The following is a 16,197-nucleotide window of genomic DNA, read 5'->3' as shown; positions in this document are numbered from 1 at the left end:
GCGGGCTGGAGGGAGTGGCCCGGCCAATTGGAGGAGGGGAAGTCCCCGAAGGGGACCGAGGGCGCCTGATGGCGCGCTCGAGCCCGACGACTTGGCCGCGGCCGCTTCCTCCAGCCCGCCCCGCCCCAACGATGCGCCTCAAGAACCCAACTACCCACCCCCAAAAGAACCACCGTAACGACCAGAGCCCGTCACACCATCTCGATGGCCATGGCGACGGCTTCGCCGCCGCCGATGCACAGGGTGACGACGCCCTTCTTGCCGCCGGTCTTGCGCAATGCGCCGATCAGGGTGGCGACCAGGCGTGCGCCCGAGGCGCCGATGGGATGGCCCAGCGCGGTGGCGCCGCCGTGGATGTTGACCTTGTCGTGCGGCAGGTCGAAGTCTTTCATGGCGGCCATGGTCACCACCGCGAAGGCCTCGTTGATCTCGTACAGATCGACGTCGGCGGGCTTCCAGCCAGTCTTGGCGTACAGGTTCTTCAGCGCGCCGACCGGGGCGGTGGTGAACCAGTTGGGCTCCTGCGAATGCTGCGTGTGGGCCACGATGCGGGCCAGCGGCTTGCAGCCCAGCTTCTCGGCCGTCGAGGCGCGCATCAGCACCATGGCGGCGGCGCCGTCCGAGATGGACGACGAGTTGGCGGCCGTGACGGTGCCGTCCTTCTTGAAGGCCGGCTTCAGCGTGGGGATCTTCTCGGGCATGGCCTTGGTGGGCGCCTCGTCGGTGTCCACCACCACGTCGCCCTTGCGGCCGGCGACCGTGACGGGCGCGATCTCCCACTTGAACGAGCCGTCTTCCGAGGCGGCGCGCGCGCGGCGCAGTGACTCGAGCGAGAAGGCGTCCTGCGCTTCACGGGTGAACTCGTACTTGGCGGCGCAGTCTTCGGCGAACACGCCCATGGCCTTGCCGCGATCGTAGGCATCTTCGAGGCCATCCAGCGCCATGTGGTCATAGACCGTGGCGTGGCCGTAGCGATAGCCCTGGCGGCCCTTGAGCATCAGGTAGGGCGCGTTGCTCATGCTTTCCTGGCCGCCGGCGACCACCACATCGACCGTGCCGGCCGCCAGCAGGTCATGCCCGAACATGGCCGCCTTCAAGCCCGAGCCGCACACCTTGTGTATGGTCGTGCACGACACGCCCAGCGGCAGACCCGCGCCCAGCGCGGCCTGGCGAGCAGGCGCCTGGCCCTGGCCAGCCTGCAGCACGTTGCCCATGATGACTTCCTCGACCTGCTCCGGCTTGAGGCCTGCGCGCTCGACGGCCGCCTTGATGGCGACGGAGCCCAGCTCGTGCGCGGCCAGGCCGGACAGGCTGCCCAGCATGCCGCCCATGGGCGTGCGGGCGACGGAAACGATGACGATGGGATCTGACATGATGGAACTCCTGAAAATCGGGACGAGGCGGGGGCCAGCGATAAGGGACATCGGGCGCCGCCGCATGGTGGCAATCGTAAGGGATAAAGCCTTTCAGCCGGTGATGGGAGCACGCAGGCCGACGGTCCGCCGGAACGTGCGCGGCGTCGAATGCGTGCCCTGCGAACGCGTTGCCTCAGGCCGTCTCATTGAACAACTCGCGGCCGATCAGCATGCGCCGGATCTCGCTGGTGCCCGCGCCAATCTCATACAGTTTGGCGTCGCGCCACAGGCGGCCCACCGGGTATTCGTTGATGTAGCCGTTGCCGCCCAGGATCTGCACGCCTTCGCCCGCCATCCACGTGGCCTTCTCGGCGGTATACAGGATCAGCGCGGCGCAGTCCTTGCGCACCTGGCGCACGTGCTCGCGGCCCAGGCGGTCCAGGTTCTTGCCCACGGCATAGCAGAAGGCGCGGCTGGCCTGCAGCACGCTGTACATGTCGGCGATCTTGCCCTGGATCAGCTGAAATTGCCCGATGGGCTGGCCGAATTGCTTGCGGTCGTGCACATACGGCACGGTCACGTCCATCACCGCCTGCATGATGCCCAGCGGCCCGCCCGACAGCACGGCGCGTTCGTAGTCCAGGCCGCTCATCAACACCTTGACCCCGCCGTTGACCTGTCCCAGCACGTTTTCTTCGGGCACCTCGCAATCCTCGAACACCAGCTCGCCGGTGTGGCTGCCGCGCATGCCCAGCTTGTCCAGCTTCTGCGCCACCGAGAATCCCTTGAAGCCCTTTTCGACCAGGAACGCCGTGATGCCGCGCTGATGCGCCTCGGGATCGGTCTTGGCGTAGACCACCAGCGTGTCGGCGTCGGGGCCGTTGGTGATCCACATCTTGGTGCCGTTCAGCACGTAGCGGTCACCCTTCTTGTCGGCGCGCAGGCGCATGCTGACCACGTCAGAGCCCGCGCCCGGCTCGCTCATGGCCAGCGCGCCCACGTGCTCGCCCGATACCAGCTTGGGCAGGTAGCGCTCTTTCTGCGCATCGTTGCCATTGCGGAAGATCTGGTTCACGCACAGGTTGGAATGCGCGCCGTACGACAGCCCGATCGAAGCGCTGGCGCGCGAGATTTCTTCCATCACCACCAGGTGCGCCAGGTAGCCCATGGCGGTGCCGCCGTAATCTTCGCTGACCGTCATGCCCAGCACGCCCAGGTCGCCGAACTTGCGCCACAGGTCCATGGGGAACTGGTCGCTGCGGTCCACTTCGGCGGCGCGCGGCGCGATCTCTTCCCGCGCGAAGGCGCGCACGGCGTCGCGCAGCATGTCCAGGTCTTCGCCCAGATCGAAACTTAGGCCGGGAATATCCATGGTTGTCTCCGTGTGAGTAGGCGCTTACTTGGTGTAGGCTGGGTCGCACGTGCGCCGAGTTGCGGCCGGCTGCGTCATCATGCGCGCGGCGGCGATGCGGGGCAATGATGCAGCGCAACTATAACGTTTACGTAAACGTAAAGTAGTCAGGGATAACCCGCATTTTCCGGGTCGCCACGGGTCAGCCGCGCTGCGCCAGCAGCTCGTGGCACTGGCGTTCCTGGTCGCCGATTTCCTGCAGGGTTTCCTCGATGTCGCGACGCTGCTGTTCCAGGGCGGCGCGGTGCCGGCCCAGCACGTTCAGGTATTCGCGCAACTGCGCGGCCGTGTCGACCGGACTGTCGTACATGTCGATGAGCGCGCAGATCTCCGACAACTGCAGCCCCAGCCGCTTGCCGCGCAGGGCCAGCTTCAGCCGCGTGCGGTCGCGCGCGCTGTAGACGCGGTTGCGGCCGTCGCGGGCCGGACTGACGATGCCCTGATCTTCGTAGAAGCGGATCGTGCGGGGCGTGATGGCGAATTCGCGGGCGAGTTCGGAGATGGTCCAGGTTGACGGCGGCATGCGATGTGTGGCAGTTTACGTAAACGTAAATTATGCTGGCCGGCCTGCTCCGTCAAGCCGGCAATACCCACGCAGATGAATCCCAACGAACACCAGCTCCAGTATCCCTGGGGCGACGCCCAGCCCGAACCCGGCACGGCGCAGACCGTGGCCGACGGCGTGAAGTGGATCCGCATGCCGCTGCCTTTCGCGCTGGACCACATCAATCTCTGGTTGCTGCGCGACGAGATCGACGGGCGCCATGGCTGGACCGTCATCGACTGCGGCATCTCGCGCGACGAAGTGAAGACGCTGTGGGACCAGGTGTTCGAGCGCGAACTCGAGGGCCTGCCCGTGCTGCGCGTGCTGGTCACCCACATGCATCCCGACCACATGGGCCTGGCCGACTGGATCTGCCAGCGCTGGCAGGCGCCGCTGTGGATGAGCATGACCGATTACGTCACCGCCGCGCTGTGGTCGTCGAACCAGAGCGGCGCGGGCCCGAACGGCGAGGCCGCGGTGCGCCACTTCGCCGCCCACGGCATGACCGACCCCGAGTCGCTGGAACAGATCCGCCAGCGCGCCGGCTACTACCCCAACCTGGTGCCGTCGGTGCCGCGCAGTTTCGTGCGAGTGATGCATGGCGACCTCGTGCGCATTGGCAAGCACGAATGGCAGGTCATCGTGGGATATGGGCATGCGCCCGAACACGTCTCGCTGAACTGCGATGCGCTGCGCGTGATGATTTCCGGGGACATGGTGCTGCCGCGCATCTCCACCAACGTCAGCGTGTTCGCCTACGAGCCCGAGTCCAATCCCCTGCCGCTGTACCTGGACTCGCTGGACGGCTACAAGGACCTGCACGCCGATACGCTGGTGCTGCCGTCGCACGGCCGGCCCTTCAAGGGCCTGCACCAGCGCATCGCGCAGCAGCACAGCCATCATGCCGATCGCCTGGCCGAGGTGCTGCAGGCCTGCGCCACGCCGCAATCCACTTCGGACATCGTGCCGGTGCTGTTCAAGCGCAAACTCGACCTGCACCAGATGACGTTTGCCATGGGCGAAGCCCTGGCGCACCTGCATGCACTGTATTTCGACGGCAAGCTGACGCGGTCCACCGGATCGGACGGCATCGTGCGCTTCGTCGCGGCCTGACGTTTCCCGCGGCAACGGCACACTCGGGCGCCGCCATGCGCCGCCGCGGCGTGCCCATCACCGAACGGTCATCGACCTATCAGCGGCTCGACGTGGCGAGCCGCAACGCCAATCCCACGAACACCATCGCCGCCAGCCGATTCAACGCGCGCTGCGCCGCGGGGGATCGCTGCAGCAGCTGGCCGAACGTGCCCGAGAACATGGCGATGGCGCTGAACACCAGCAAGGCCGCCACCATGAAGACCACGCCCAGCGTGACCAGTTGCCATGCGACGGGACCGGCGTCCGGCCGCGTGAATTGCGGCAGGAAGGCGAAGAAGAACAGCAGCACCTTGGGATTGGTCAGGCTCATGAACACGCCGCGCCGATAGAGCGCGGGGATGGGCAGGCGGTCGGAGCGCCCCATCGCGCCAGCCGCCACGGGCGCGCGCCAGGCCTGCCATGCCAGATAGACCAGGTATGCCGCGCCCGCCAGCTTCAGCGCGGTGAAGGCGGCCGGCGAGGCCGCGAACATTCCGGCCAGCCCCACCGCCACGGCCATGGTGTGGCCCAGCACACCGGTGCACAGCCCCAGCACGACGGCCATGCCCGCGGCGCGCCCCGAGATGGCCGACTGCACCAGCACGAACAGATTGTCGGGCCCAGGCGCCAGCGCCAGCAGCACCGCGATGCCGAAGAAGGCCGTCAAGGTATCGATAGGAAGCATGCGCAGCGCCGCCGTTTCAATAGAACAGGAGGGAGGCCCGCGACAAACACACGCCGGCCGGTGCCCGATCATACGGGACGCCCGCCGGCCACGCGAAGAAGTCCGTTCGCGACCGGTATAAGATGGCCGCTACCCGGATATCCGTTTCCGACACACGCCGCACCGAATCCATGTCCGACTCCCAGCACATCGACACCATCCTGCAGCACGCGGGCACCGCCCGATTCGATCCCGAGACCGGCGTCGCGCCCGTCAACCAGCCTGCGGTGCGCGCCAGCACCGTGCGCTTTCGCGATCTGAGCGCGCTGGAAGACGCCTATCGCCGCAAGAGCGCCGGCGAACGCGCCATCACATACGGCCGCGCCGGCATGGAGACGCACCTGGCGCTGGAAACCATCTTCAAGCAGCTGGAAGGCGGCACGCATTGCTACCTGTCCTCGTCCGGCATGGCGAGCAACACGCTGGTATTCCTGGCGCTGCTGTCGGCGGGCGACCATGCGCTGGTGGCAGACTGCGTGTACGGTCCCGTGCGCGAACTGCACGACGCCGTGCTGTCGCGCATGGGCATCGAAATCACGTACTTCTCGCCCGAGGCCGACCTGGAATCGCTGGTGCGCCCCAACACGCGACTGCTGTATGTCGAGTCGCCGGGCTCGCTGCTGTTCCAGATGCTGGACATGCCCGCGCTGGCCGACTTCGCCCGGCGCCACGGCCTGGTGCTGGCCACCGACAACACCTGGGGTTCGGGTTATGTGTACCGGCCGCTGCAGCTGGGCGCGCAGGTATCGGTGATCGCCGGCACCAAGTACGTGGGCGGGCATTCCGACCTGATGCTGGGCGCCGTGATCACCAATGACGATCAGTTGGCCAAGCGGCTGAGCCGCACGCAATATGCGCTCGGCTATTCGGTCAGCGCCGACGACGTGTGGCTGGCGCTGCGCGGCGTGCGCACCATGCCGATCCGCATGACGCAGCATGCCCGCAACGCCATGGCCGTCTGCGAATGGCTGGCCACGCGTCCCGAGGTATCGCGCATCTATCACCCGGCCTGGCGCCACGACCCCGGCCACGCGCTGTGGCAGCGCGACGCCACGGGCTCGAACGGCATGCTGGCCGTGTCGCTGAAGCTGGCGCCCGCCGCGGCGCGGCGCTTCGTCGAGGCCTTGCAACTGTTCGGCATCGGCTTCTCGTGGGGCGGATACGAGAGCCTGGTGCAGCTGATCACCCCGGGCGAGCTTTCCAAGCACACCTATTGGCAGGAAGGCGACCTGGCCGCGGTGCGGCTGCACATCGGCCTGGAAGATCCGAAGGACGTCATCGCGGATCTGGAGCAGGCGCTGCGCGCGGCGGCGTCAACCTGATCTTGGCCCGATAGACGCTCGGATAAAAAAGCCGGATGTGAATCGACCCCCGAAGACCGGACCTGCGTCCGAACCGCGGGGGTCGATACGGGCTGACGCCCTTGCTTGCGCTATTGCGTCGGACGCTTATCGGGACGCGCTGCGCGCCATCGGGATCAGCTTGTTCACTTCCTGCAGGGCGCCCTCGTAGCTGTTGCCGGCCATCACGGGCGAGGTGAGGAAGCGGCCGCCCACCGTGAACGACGGGGTGCCGTCGACCTGCGCCGCCTGGGCGAGCTGGTCGGCGCGCTGCACCTGGCTGGTGACGCTGAACGAGTCGAACACCGATTCGAACTTGGCGCGGTCCACGCCCTGTTCGACGACCCAGTCGGTGATGGCGGACTTGGTGAACAGGCGCTTCTTCTCGACGTGGATGGCGTTGAAGACCTTGGGATGCAGGTCGGCGCGGTTGAGCGCCTGAAGCGTGTAGTACAGCTGCTGCATGGGCTTCATGCTGGCGTTGAAGGCGATGGGCACCTGCTTCAGGACCACGTCGGGCGGGGTCTTCTTGGCCCATTCCTCGACCATGGGTTCCATGGCGGCGCAGTGCGGGCAGGTATAGGCGAAGTACTCGACGACCTCGATCTTGCCCGGGGTGTCGGACGGCAGCGGCGGGTTCACGGCGCGGTACGGCGCGGTGCCCTGGGCCTGGCTGGCGCCGGCGAAGAAGCTCATGGCAGCCAGCGCGGCAGCGGCGACGAAACGGGTGAAGGTATGGGACTGCATCAGTCGTCTTCCTGAGTGATTGAGTTGCTGACTGCGGATGGGTTAAAGACCGCGCGCGCGGCCCGGAAGTTCCATCCGCGCTATTGCTGGCGCACCACCGTGGATTCGATCTTGTTCTCGCTCAGGCGCACCCGCGCGCGATTCATGTCGTCCAGCTTGGCGAACGGGCCGACCCGCACGCGGTTGATCTGCACGCCGTTGCTTTCGGCACGCTGCACGGCCACGGGCAGGCCCAGCAGCAGGATGCGGGCGCGCAGCGATTCGGCATCCTGCTGCCCACGGTACGCGCCGGCCTGCAGATAATAGTTGCCGGACTGCTGCGAAGGCGTGGCGGTGGGCTTGGCCGCGGGCTGGGTGGCGGGCTTTGCGTTCGGCGCGGGCCCGGGGGCCTCGGCCGGCGCCGGCTCGCTGCTGGGCGGCAAGGTGGCGATCAGCGCGCCCAGGTCATCGGGCGGGCCCGAGGGCTTGCCGGGCTGCGGCTGCAAGCCCGGCAGCGGCGCGGACGGCGCATCGGCCGTGGGGCCGGTGGGCACGTTGCCCGCCGGGCCGTCGCGGCCGTACAAGGCCTGGTTGGGATCGGCCACCTGGCGCGGATCCGAAGCCTTGCCCTGGTCGCCCTGGCGTGTGGCGCGGTCGACGAAGGGCATGGGCGCATTGGTGACGTAGAAGGCAACCACCGCGGCCACCACCAACCCGATCAGCAGACCGGCCAGCACGCCGTACATGGTGCTGCCACCTTCACCGGATCGGCGGCTGGATTTGCGCTTGGTGGCCATTTATTCGCGATCCAGCCGCTCGGGCGCGCTGACGCCCAGAAGGGCAAGGCCGTTGGCGAGCACTTGGCGCGTGGCGCCGGCCAGGCGCAGGCGCGCCAGCCGCAGGCCCATATCATCGACCAGCACGCGTTCAGCGTTGTACCAGGCGTGCAGGTCGGCCGCGCAATCGCGCAGCCAGAAGGCGATGTGATGCGGCGACAGCTCTTGCGCCGCCAGCTTCACCACCTGCGGGAATTCGGCCAGCCGCTGCATCAGCGCGAATTCGGTGGGGGCGGTCAGCAGCGCGGTGTCGGCCGACGCGATGGCCGCGGCGTCGGCGCCCGAAGCGGCGGTCATGGTGCAGATGCGCGCGTGCGCATACTGGATGTAGTAGACCGGGTTCTCGTCGCTCTTGGACAGCGCCAGGTCCACGTCGAACACGAACTCGGTATCGGCGCGGCGCTGCGCCAGGAAGTAGCGCACCGCATCGCGACCCACCCATTCGATCAGGTCGCGCATGGTGACATAGCTGCCGGCGCGCTTGGAGATCTTCACCTCTTCGCCGCCGCGCATCACCTTGACCATCTTGTGCAGCACGTAAGCCGGGAATTCCTTGGGAATGCCCGCCTCGAGGCCTTGCAGGCCCGCGCGCACGCGCGCCACCGTGCCGTGGTGGTCGCTGCCCTGGATGTTGACCGCGTGGTGGAAGCCGCGCTCCCACTTGGCCTTGTGGTAGGCCACGTCGGGCACGAAGTACGTATAGCCGCCCTCGCTCTTGCGCATGACGCGGTCTTTGTCGTCGCCCGTGCCCAGCTCGGTGGTGCGCAGCCACAGCGCGCCGTCCTGCTCGTAGGTATGGCCGCCCGCGATCAGCGCCGCCACGGTCTGCTCGACGCGGCCGGACGTGTACAGCGAGCTTTCCAGGTAGTAGTTGTCGAACGCCAGGCCGAAGGCCTGCAGGTCGAGGTCTTGCTCGCGGCGCAGGTAGGCCACCGCGAACTGGCGGATGTCGTCCAGGTTGTCGATGTCGCCGCTGGCCTGCACGGGCTCGCCGTCGGACGCCTGCACCGAGGCGCGCGCCTGGAAGTCGCGCGCGATGTCGACGATGTAGTCGCCCTTGTAGCCGTCGGTGGGCCACTCGGGCGCATCGGGGGCGATGCCGCGCGCGCGCGCCTGCACGCTGATGGCCAGGTTCTGGATCTGGTTGCCGGCGTCGTTGTAATAGAACTCGCGCGTGACGTCCCAGCCGCTGGCGTCGTACAGGCGGCAGATGGCGTCGCCCAGCGCCGCCTGGCGGGCATGGCCCACGTGCAGCGGGCCGGTGGGATTGGCCGACACGAATTCCACCAGCACCTTCTCGTTGTTGCGAGGCGCGCGGCCGTAGTCGGCCGCCTGCTGCGCCACCACCTCGATGACGGCCTGGCGGGCCGCGGCGGTGAGCCGGAAATTGATGAAGCCAGGACCAGCGATCTCGGCCGCCTCGATCAGCGCTCGCGCCTGCGGCTCTGCCAGCAGCCCGTCCACCAGTTCCTGGGCCAGTTCACGAGGATTGCGCCGCGCGGGCTTGGCCAGCTGCATCGCCACGTTGGTGGCGATGTCGCCGTGCGCGGCGACCTTCGGGCGCTCGAGCTGCACGTTGGGCTGGGCGTCGGGCAGCGCGCGCGCGACCGCGGCCTGGATCAGGGATACGAGTTGTTGTTGTTGCTCGAGGAGCATGGATGACCGGAGAATGATTCAGTGGAAGCACGTGCGGGCGGGATATTCCCATGCGCCCGCGGGCCCTTTGGCCGGGGCATGCCGGCGCTGGTGCGGCACGAGGCGGCAGGCCGGCAAATCGCCTAGATCATAGCTGAATTGAGGCCGAATCCGGCGTTGCGACGCCGCGGCGGGCCTGAGGCCGCGCGGGGATCCGGCCCGCGATGCCGCGGCGCGGCCCGTCGCAGGCTGGCAGCACGCTGCGGGGTGCGGTAGTGTATGGAATTATCCTTTCAGGAGACGACGACATGCTGGTCACTTTTCATTCCAAGGTAACGGCGGACATCCTGATGCGCAGCGACGATGTCCATGGCCTGCTGCGCGCGGCAGGCAAATCGTACGGAGACAAGATTCCCGAGCGCGGCGTCTTCACCCGCGAACAATTGGCCAGCGCCATCGCCGGACTCGAGCGCGTCATCAAGGCCGAAGACCGCCACAACCCCGACGAGGACGAGCACGACCCCGACAAGCCGCCGGTGCACCCCATCGACCAGCACGTCGGCCTGCACCAGCGCGCCTTCCCCCTGCTGGACATGATGCGCAGGTCCCTGGAAGCCGGCGAGGACGTCACCTGGGAAACCTCGCGAGGCTGGTAGCGGCGGCACACGCCGCAGATCGCGCGGCGCTGCGCGAGGCACGGCGCGCGCCGCGCAATGTCGCACGACCGACATTCCCTCCGCCGCTTTTGCCGCATACTCTCAGCCGCCCGCCGGCACCGCGACATCCCAGGAGACAAGCATGCGCACCGACGTTACCGTGATCTTCGACGCCCGCCACACGGTCGACCTCTCGGTCGACGTAGACCCCACGCCCCAGCACGCCGCCCAGGCGCGCGACTGGTTCGACAGCGCCTGGAACACCCTGGGCTGCGAACCCCTGCGCCCCAGCGGCAAGGTCCTGCTGCTGGACAAGATCATGGGCGTAGCCGATGCCCTGGGCCATGACCTGCTGTCCACCGACGCCAAGCAAGCCAACGAATTCGCCCAACAGGCCGCCCTGGCCCTGGGCAAGCCCCGCATCACGGTAGACCTGCCGGGATTGACGGTCGGCTATTGAGCTCTGAAGCCGCTCCGTCCGTCTGCGGAGGCGGCCATCCAATCAACGACCGCTGCCGGCCCACCTGCCAGCCAGACAGTGACCGGGGCCGCGCGCATGCCGCTGGTGTGAGTCCTCGTTGAGAGTTGAGCGCGCGGGACGGGCAATTGGAAGGAGGGCAGCCCCCCGCAGGGGGGCCGAGGGCGCCTGATGGCGCGCCCGAGCCGACTGACTTGCCCGGCACGCGCGCTCAACTCTCAACGAGGACGCCTTCGAGCGACACACGCCCCGATCACTGGATTCAGCGTATCCCCGCCCGCATGAACGACTGCACGAACTGACGCTGGAACAACAGAAACGCCACCAGCAACGGCCCCGCGGACAACAACGTGGCCGCCGTGATCACCGACCAGTCGATCCCCTGGTCGGTGGAAGAAAACACCTGCAACCCCACGGTGAGCGGCCGCGACTCCACCGAATTCGTGATGATCAGCGGCCACAGGAAGTTGTTCCAGTGATGGCTGACCGACACCAGCCCGTAGGCCACGTACATCGGCCTGGCCATCGGCACGTAGACCTTCAGCAGCACCTGCAGCGGCCCCGCGCCCTCGACGCGCGCCGCATCCTCAAGTTCGCGCGGCACCGTCTTGAACGTCTGGCGCAGCAGGAATATGCCGAACGCCGACGCGAAATACGGCAGCCCCACCGCGAACACCGTGTCGCGCACGCCCAGCTGGCTCATCGTGCGGTAGTTTTCCACGATCAGCATGTCCGGCATCACCATCAGCTGCACCAGCACCAGCAGGAACAGCGCGTCGCGCCCGCGGAACGCGAAGCGCGCGAACGCATACGCGGCCAGCGTGCACAGCACCATCTGCGCCGCCAGCACCATCGTCACCAGCGCGAAGGTGTTCAGCAGATAGCGCGGAAAGGGCGCCGACTGCCAGGCGCGCACGAAGTTGTCCAGCGTCAGCGGCGCCAGCAGGTCGAAGCGCGTGGCATACGCCGCGGGGTGGAAGGCCGCCCAGGCCGCATAGGCCAGCGGCAGGATCCAGATCAGGCCCAGCAACCAGGCGGCCAGGGTGTCGAGCGTGCGGCTCATTGGTAGTGCGTCCTGCGGTCGAGCCAGCGGAACTTCAGCAGCGTGACCAGCGCCAGCACCGCCAGCAGCACCACGGTCAGCGTGGCGGCATAGGCGCTGTCCCAGAAACTGAACCCGACCTGGTAGATGTAGTACAGCAGCAGCGTGCTGGCGTTGTCCGGACCGCCGCGCGTCATCACCACCACGTGGTCGACCATGCGGAACGCGTTGATCAGCGCGTTGACCAGCACGAACAGCGTGGTGGGCATCAGCAGCGGCCACAGCACGCGGCGAAAGTACTGCCAGCGCGACGCGCCCTCGAGCAACGCCGCCTCGCGCAGCGCGGGCGACATGGACTGCAGGGCCGCCAGATAGAAGATCATGAAGAAGCCCGCTTCCTTCCAGACCGTGACGGCCATCATCGCTGGCAGCACGGTCTCGCGGCTGCCCAGCCAGTTGACTCCGGGCAGGCCCACGGCCTGCATCGCCTGCGCGATCAGGCCGTACTGCGGCGTGTAGAAGAACAGCCAGATGTTCGCCACGGCCACCATGGGCAGCACCGTGGGCGTGAAGTACGCCATGCGCAGCAGGCCGCGGCCCGGCAGCCTGCGGTCGACCCACAACGCCATCGCCAGCGAGATGGCGATGGACAGCGGCACCGTCACCAGCGCCACCCACAGGTTGTTCCACAGCGCCTGCCAGAAGACGGGATCGTCCAGCAGCGCGGCGTAGTTGTCCAGGCCGGCGAAGCGCGCCGGCCGGCTGCCCTTGGGCGTGGTGTAGAAACTGTGCCATATCGTGGCCAGCGCGGGATAGTGCGTGAACGCCGCCAGCAGCGCCACGGCGGGCAGCAACAGCAGCCAGGCATAGACCTGCGTCATGCCGCTGCCCGCCCGGGCGCGCCAGCCAGCGGTGGCCCGGCCGGCCGCCGCGTCGCGGGACGTGTGCGTTGCCATGACCGGGCCCGCGACTTACTTGTAGGGCCGCAGGACGCGCTCGGCCTCGCGCTGCGCATCCGTCAGCGCCTGCTTGGGCGTCTTGGCCCCGGTCAGCGCGGCCTGCAGGGCGTCGTTCAGCACTTTGGTGACGCGCTGGTTCTCGTGCGTGGAGAATTCGGCCACGCTGACGGCCAGCTGGTTGCGCGCCACTTCGGCGGCGGGCACCTCGGCAACGTACTTCTTCATCTTCTCGGTCTGCCAGGCGGCCGGCGTCACGGCCACATAGCCGGTGGCGATGCTCCAGTCGGCGGCGCGCTCGGGCGTGGTGGCCCACTTCGCGAATTTCAGCGCGGCCTGCTGCTGCTCGGGCGTGGCCTTCTTGAACACGTAGAAGTTGCCGCCGCCGGTGGGACTGCCGCCGCGCGTGCTCTTGGGCATCATCGCCACGCCGAACGGGAAGCTGGCGTTGCTGCGGATGTTGGTCAGGTTGCCCGTGGTGGTCCATACGATGGCGGCCTTCTTCTCGAGGAAGTCCTTGGGCGTGGTGCCCCAGTCGATGGTGCCCTTGGGCATGACGCCGTGCTTGTAGGCCAGGTCGTGCCAGAACTCGGCCGCCTGGATCACCTCGGGCTTGTCCAGGTACACCTCGTTGCCGGCCTCATTCATCAGGATGGCGCCGTTCGGGGTGGTAAGCGCCTGGAACAGCCAATAGGCGAACGCGCCGCCCGAGGGAATCTCGATGCCCCATTGCGTGACGTTGCCCGACGCGTCCTTTTTGGTGAGCTTGCCTGCGTACTCGACCAGCTCGGCCCAGGTGGCCGGCGCGCGCTCGGGATCCAGGCCGGCCTGCTTGAACAGCGCTTTGTTGTAGTACATGACGATGGTGGAGCGCTGGAAAGGCACGCCCCACACATGGCCGCCGGTGCGGCTGTTCTGCATGAAGGCATCGTAGAAGCCGCCCAGCCACTGCTTGTCCTCGGCGGACGTGGCCAGCGTGTCGATCGGCACGATGGCGTCTTCGTCGATCAGCGTGTACATGTCGGTGGACAGCAGCACGGCCAACTGCGGCGGGTTGCCGCCTTTCTGCGCCGTCAGCGCCTTGGCCACGGAATCCTGGTACGACCCGGCGTACACCGGCTTGATGCGGATGTCGGGGTTCTCGCGGTTGAACTGCTCGGCCATGCCGTCCACGATCTTCGTGACCGGGCCGCCGACCGCGACCGGGTAATAGAACTCGACTTCCACCGGAGGCTTCTGCGCATGGGCGGGCAGCGCCAGCGCGGTGCAGGCCAGGACGGCCGCCAGGGTCTTCAGTACGATGCGTCGCATGGGGTCTTTCCTCTTTCCGTGGTGATCGCCGTGGCCGGCCTGGGGTCAGTGAGCCGCCTGCTCGGCGGTGAAGAAATGCTGGTGGCTGGCGTCCCACGCCAGGCCGATGTGCGAGCCGCGCGGCAGCTCGGGGCGTCCCGCCATGCGCACGGCCACCAGGCTGCCGCCCAGGCGGCATTGCACGATGGAGTCGGCGCCGAAGTACTCGACGTTCTGTACCGAGGCGGCATGGCCCGCGGCATCCACGCGCAGGTGCTCGGGCCGCACGCCCAGCAGGGCCGCGCCCGCGGCGGCGCGGGCGATGGCCGGCCCGTGCGTGCCCGAAACCACGGTCTGCCCGTTCAACGTGTCGAGCTTGATCAGGTTCATGGGCGGCGTGCCGATGAAGCGCGCGGCGAACGGCGTGGCGGGACGCGCATACAGGCCCGCGGGCGTGTCCAGCTGCTCGATGCGTCCGGCGCGCATCAGCACGACCTGGTCGGCCATGCTCATGGCCTCGGTCTGGTCGTGCGTGACGTAGACCATGGTGATGCCCAGCTCGCGCTGCAGGTTGCGGATCTCGCGCCGCATGTCGTGGCGCAGTTGCGCATCGAGGTTGGACAGCGGCTCGTCCATCAGGCACACAGGCGCCTCGGAGATGACGGCGCGGCCCAGCGCCACGCGCTGCTGCTGGCCGCCCGACAATTGCGCCGGCTTGCGATCCAGCAGCGGCTGCAGGCCCAGCAGGCCCGCCACGCGCTGCAGGCGGCGCGCGTAGTCCTGCGCGGGCTCGCGGCGCACGCGCAGGCCGAACAGCAGGTTCTCCCGCACCGACAGGTGCGGGAACAGCGCATACGACTGGAACACCATCGAGATGCGTCGCTGCGCGGGCGGCAGATGCGTGACGTCGCGGTCGCCGATGAGGATGCGGCCGGAGGTCGGCTCATCCAGTCCCGCAATCATGCGCAGCGTGGTCGACTTGCCGCAGCCGGAAGGGCCGAGCAAGGCCGTGAAGCTGCCGGCGGGCGCGCTGAAGCCGACGTTGTCGACGGCGGTCGCATCGGCATATCGCTTGGTGAGGTTTTCCAGGACGAGCATGGGATCTGGGATGAGGCGCGGCGATGACGGCGGCCTCGAATGAAATCCTTTTCATTCTGGCCGCTCAACATGACCGCCCTATGTCAGATCGGGCCCGCCTCGTGCCTGCGGCAGGACCGCACTGCGCTCGTCACTCGTCGATCAGCGCGCCGTCTTCGTGAAACGGATACGGGCCGGGGAAATCCCCGATGTACGCGTGGTGGGTCACGAGCGCCCCGTCGCGCCACTCGTGCAGGTGGTAGCCCGGGGGCTCCATCTTGAAAGCCGAAGGACCATCGGGACGCAGGTCCAGCGCGACCTGGTGCGCCGTGCTGGGCGCGGTGGACGCGACCGTGCCGGCATAGCGCCGGAAGATGGTGCGATGCAGATGGCCGCACATGATGCGTTCGATGTTGCGATGCCGGCCGACGATGGCCTCGAAGCGCTCGGCGCCCTGCAGCAGGCCGATGGCGTCCATGTGCGCAATGCCGGTGCGAAACGGCGGGTGGTGCATGACGATGACGGTGGGCCGCTCGGGCTGTTCGTCCAGGCGGTCGGCCAGCCAGTCCAGGCGGCGCTCGCACAGCTCGCCATGGCTTTGCATGGGTACGACGGTGTCCAGCACGACCATCCGCAGCGGATAGTCCTCGATCGTGTACTGCACGAAGCCGTCCATGCTGCCGAGGTACGCATGACCATCGAAGACGCGCTGCAGTTCGGCGCGCGCGTCGTGGTTGCCCGGCAGCAGGTAGTACGGCGCGGCCAGGCGGTCCAGCATGCCCTTCAGGTGGGCATACTCGGCCTCGCGGCCGAAGTCGGTCAGGTCGCCGCTGATCATCACCACGTCGGGCGCAGGGTCCAGCGCGTTCAGGGCCGCCACGGCGGGCGGCAGGTAGCGGTCGGTCTCGACCACGCGGTAGGCCTTCTGGCCGGGCATGCGGATATGCAGGTCGGTAATCTGCGCAATAAGCATCTCGCGCTCCATCAGTATCG

16 protein-coding genes are annotated in these 16,197 nt (G+C 67.8%); 4 read left to right on the top strand and 12 right to left on the bottom strand.

Annotated elements, in window-relative coordinates:
• Positions 1-191: 191 nt before the first annotated feature.
• The 3 genes from CAL15_RS00410 to CAL15_RS00400 form a co-directional block, all read right to left on the bottom strand.
• Positions 192-1,373 carry an acetyl-CoA C-acetyltransferase gene (locus CAL15_RS00410; protein ID WP_086076811.1) on the bottom strand — a complete coding sequence of 394 codons (1,182 nt, stop codon included), beginning with the start codon at positions 1,371-1,373 and terminating at the stop codon, positions 192-194.
• 175 nt (positions 1,374-1,548) lie between these two features.
• Positions 1,549-2,727 (bottom strand): isovaleryl-CoA dehydrogenase, encoded by a 1,179-nt coding sequence (locus tag CAL15_RS00405; RefSeq protein ID WP_086076810.1) that lies wholly within the window; start codon positions 2,725-2,727, stop codon positions 1,549-1,551.
• A gap of 181 nt (positions 2,728-2,908) precedes the next feature.
• Complete coding sequence (locus CAL15_RS00400; RefSeq protein ID WP_086076809.1) at positions 2,909-3,289, bottom strand: MerR family transcriptional regulator; 381 nt, start codon at positions 3,287-3,289, stop codon at positions 2,909-2,911.
• A gap of 75 nt (positions 3,290-3,364) precedes the next feature.
• On the opposite strand from CAL15_RS00400, the gene CAL15_RS00395 reads away from it, so the two are divergent.
• Positions 3,365-4,423 carry an MBL fold metallo-hydrolase gene (locus tag CAL15_RS00395; RefSeq protein ID WP_086076808.1) on the top strand — a complete coding sequence of 353 codons (1,059 nt, stop codon included), beginning with the start codon at positions 3,365-3,367 and terminating at the stop codon, positions 4,421-4,423.
• A 79-nt stretch (positions 4,424-4,502) separates the two neighbouring features.
• On the opposite strand, the gene CAL15_RS00390 is transcribed toward CAL15_RS00395, so the two are convergent.
• On the bottom strand, positions 4,503-5,129 hold the full coding sequence (locus tag CAL15_RS00390) for a LysE family translocator (protein ID WP_086076807.1): 627 nt from the start codon (positions 5,127-5,129) through the stop codon (positions 4,503-4,505).
• A 170-nt stretch (positions 5,130-5,299) separates the two neighbouring features.
• Between CAL15_RS00390 and metC the strand changes: the two genes are divergently transcribed.
• Positions 5,300-6,490 (top strand): cystathionine beta-lyase, encoded by a 1,191-nt coding sequence (gene metC, locus CAL15_RS00385; RefSeq protein ID WP_086076806.1) that lies wholly within the window; start codon positions 5,300-5,302, stop codon positions 6,488-6,490.
• A 126-nt stretch (positions 6,491-6,616) separates the two neighbouring features.
• On the opposite strand, the gene CAL15_RS00380 is transcribed toward metC, so the two are convergent.
• From CAL15_RS00380 to argS, 3 genes are all read right to left on the bottom strand, one after another.
• Positions 6,617-7,255, bottom strand: a complete 639-nt coding sequence (locus CAL15_RS00380) for a thiol:disulfide interchange protein DsbA/DsbL (protein WP_086076805.1) — start codon at positions 7,253-7,255, stop codon at positions 6,617-6,619.
• A gap of 80 nt (positions 7,256-7,335) precedes the next feature.
• Positions 7,336-8,031, bottom strand: coding sequence for an SPOR domain-containing protein (locus CAL15_RS00375; RefSeq protein ID WP_086076804.1), 696 nt, complete (start codon positions 8,029-8,031; stop codon positions 7,336-7,338).
• Positions 8,032-9,726 carry an arginine--tRNA ligase gene (argS, locus tag CAL15_RS00370; protein ID WP_086076803.1) on the bottom strand — a complete coding sequence of 565 codons (1,695 nt, stop codon included), beginning with the start codon at positions 9,724-9,726 and terminating at the stop codon, positions 8,032-8,034.
• 287 nt (positions 9,727-10,013) lie between these two features.
• Between argS and CAL15_RS00365 the strand changes: the two genes are divergently transcribed.
• Complete coding sequence (locus tag CAL15_RS00365) at positions 10,014-10,361, top strand: DUF1840 domain-containing protein (protein ID WP_086076802.1); 348 nt, start codon at positions 10,014-10,016, stop codon at positions 10,359-10,361.
• 142 nt (positions 10,362-10,503) lie between these two features.
• Positions 10,504-10,821 carry a hypothetical protein gene (locus CAL15_RS00360; protein WP_086076801.1) on the top strand — a complete coding sequence of 106 codons (318 nt, stop codon included), beginning with the start codon at positions 10,504-10,506 and terminating at the stop codon, positions 10,819-10,821.
• Positions 10,822-11,101: 280 nt separating this feature from the next.
• On the opposite strand, the gene CAL15_RS00355 is transcribed toward CAL15_RS00360, so the two are convergent.
• From CAL15_RS00355 to CAL15_RS00335, 5 genes are all read right to left on the bottom strand, one after another.
• A complete protein-coding gene (locus CAL15_RS00355; RefSeq protein ID WP_086076800.1) occupies positions 11,102-11,902 on the bottom strand; it encodes a carbohydrate ABC transporter permease in 801 nt (266 codons plus the stop codon).
• Positions 11,899-12,762 carry a carbohydrate ABC transporter permease gene (locus CAL15_RS00350; RefSeq protein WP_086080850.1) on the bottom strand — a complete coding sequence of 288 codons (864 nt, stop codon included), beginning with the start codon at positions 12,760-12,762 and terminating at the stop codon, positions 11,899-11,901. The genes CAL15_RS00355 and CAL15_RS00350 overlap by 4 nt, the downstream gene beginning before the upstream one ends.
• Before the next feature lie 90 nt (positions 12,763-12,852).
• Entirely contained in the window at positions 12,853-14,148 is a 1,296-nt protein-coding gene (locus CAL15_RS00345; RefSeq protein WP_086076799.1) for an ABC transporter substrate-binding protein, read from the bottom strand.
• Positions 14,149-14,193: 45 nt separating this feature from the next.
• A complete protein-coding gene (locus tag CAL15_RS00340; protein ID WP_086076798.1) occupies positions 14,194-15,225 on the bottom strand; it encodes an ABC transporter ATP-binding protein in 1,032 nt (343 codons plus the stop codon).
• Between the two features lie 130 nt (positions 15,226-15,355).
• Positions 15,356-16,177, bottom strand: coding sequence for a phosphodiesterase (locus tag CAL15_RS00335; RefSeq protein ID WP_086080849.1), 822 nt, complete (start codon positions 16,175-16,177; stop codon positions 15,356-15,358).
• Positions 16,178-16,197 lie beyond the last annotated feature (20 nt).

Origin of the sequence: Bordetella genomosp. 13 (genome assembly GCF_002119665.1) — a bacterium.
Taxonomy (GTDB): Bacteria; Pseudomonadota; Gammaproteobacteria; order Burkholderiales; family Burkholderiaceae_B; genus Bordetella.
This window is presented reverse-complemented; position numbering and strand designations above follow the sequence as displayed.

What these genes read in the sequence shown, in the direction of transcription:
- CAL15_RS00410 (WP_086076811.1), bottom strand. Translation starts at nt 1,373, where the DNA reads ATGTCAGATCCCATCGTCATCGTTTCCGTCGCCCGCACGCCCATGGGC.
- CAL15_RS00405 (WP_086076810.1), bottom strand. Translation starts at nt 2,727, where the DNA reads ATGGATATTCCCGGCCTAAGTTTCGATCTGGGCGAAGACCTGGACATG.
- CAL15_RS00400 (WP_086076809.1), bottom strand. Translation starts at nt 3,289, where the DNA reads ATGCCGCCGTCAACCTGGACCATCTCCGAACTCGCCCGCGAATTCGCC.
- CAL15_RS00395 (WP_086076808.1), top strand. Translation starts at nt 3,365, where the DNA reads ATGAATCCCAACGAACACCAGCTCCAGTATCCCTGGGGCGACGCCCAG.
- CAL15_RS00390 (WP_086076807.1), bottom strand. Translation starts at nt 5,129, where the DNA reads ATGCTTCCTATCGATACCTTGACGGCCTTCTTCGGCATCGCGGTGCTG.
- metC (WP_086076806.1), top strand. Translation starts at nt 5,300, where the DNA reads ATGTCCGACTCCCAGCACATCGACACCATCCTGCAGCACGCGGGCACC.
- CAL15_RS00380 (WP_086076805.1), bottom strand. Translation starts at nt 7,255, where the DNA reads ATGCAGTCCCATACCTTCACCCGTTTCGTCGCCGCTGCCGCGCTGGCT.
- CAL15_RS00375 (WP_086076804.1), bottom strand. Translation starts at nt 8,031, where the DNA reads ATGGCCACCAAGCGCAAATCCAGCCGCCGATCCGGTGAAGGTGGCAGC.
- argS (WP_086076803.1), bottom strand. Translation starts at nt 9,726, where the DNA reads ATGCTCCTCGAGCAACAACAACAACTCGTATCCCTGATCCAGGCCGCG.
- CAL15_RS00365 (WP_086076802.1), top strand. Translation starts at nt 10,014, where the DNA reads ATGCTGGTCACTTTTCATTCCAAGGTAACGGCGGACATCCTGATGCGC.
- CAL15_RS00360 (WP_086076801.1), top strand. Translation starts at nt 10,504, where the DNA reads ATGCGCACCGACGTTACCGTGATCTTCGACGCCCGCCACACGGTCGAC.
- CAL15_RS00355 (WP_086076800.1), bottom strand. Translation starts at nt 11,902, where the DNA reads ATGAGCCGCACGCTCGACACCCTGGCCGCCTGGTTGCTGGGCCTGATC.
- CAL15_RS00350 (WP_086080850.1), bottom strand. Translation starts at nt 12,762, where the DNA reads ATGACGCAGGTCTATGCCTGGCTGCTGTTGCTGCCCGCCGTGGCGCTG.
- CAL15_RS00345 (WP_086076799.1), bottom strand. Translation starts at nt 14,148, where the DNA reads ATGCGACGCATCGTACTGAAGACCCTGGCGGCCGTCCTGGCCTGCACC.
- CAL15_RS00340 (WP_086076798.1), bottom strand. Translation starts at nt 15,225, where the DNA reads ATGCTCGTCCTGGAAAACCTCACCAAGCGATATGCCGATGCGACCGCC.
- CAL15_RS00335 (WP_086080849.1), bottom strand. Translation starts at nt 16,177, where the DNA reads ATGCTTATTGCGCAGATTACCGACCTGCATATCCGCATGCCCGGCCAG.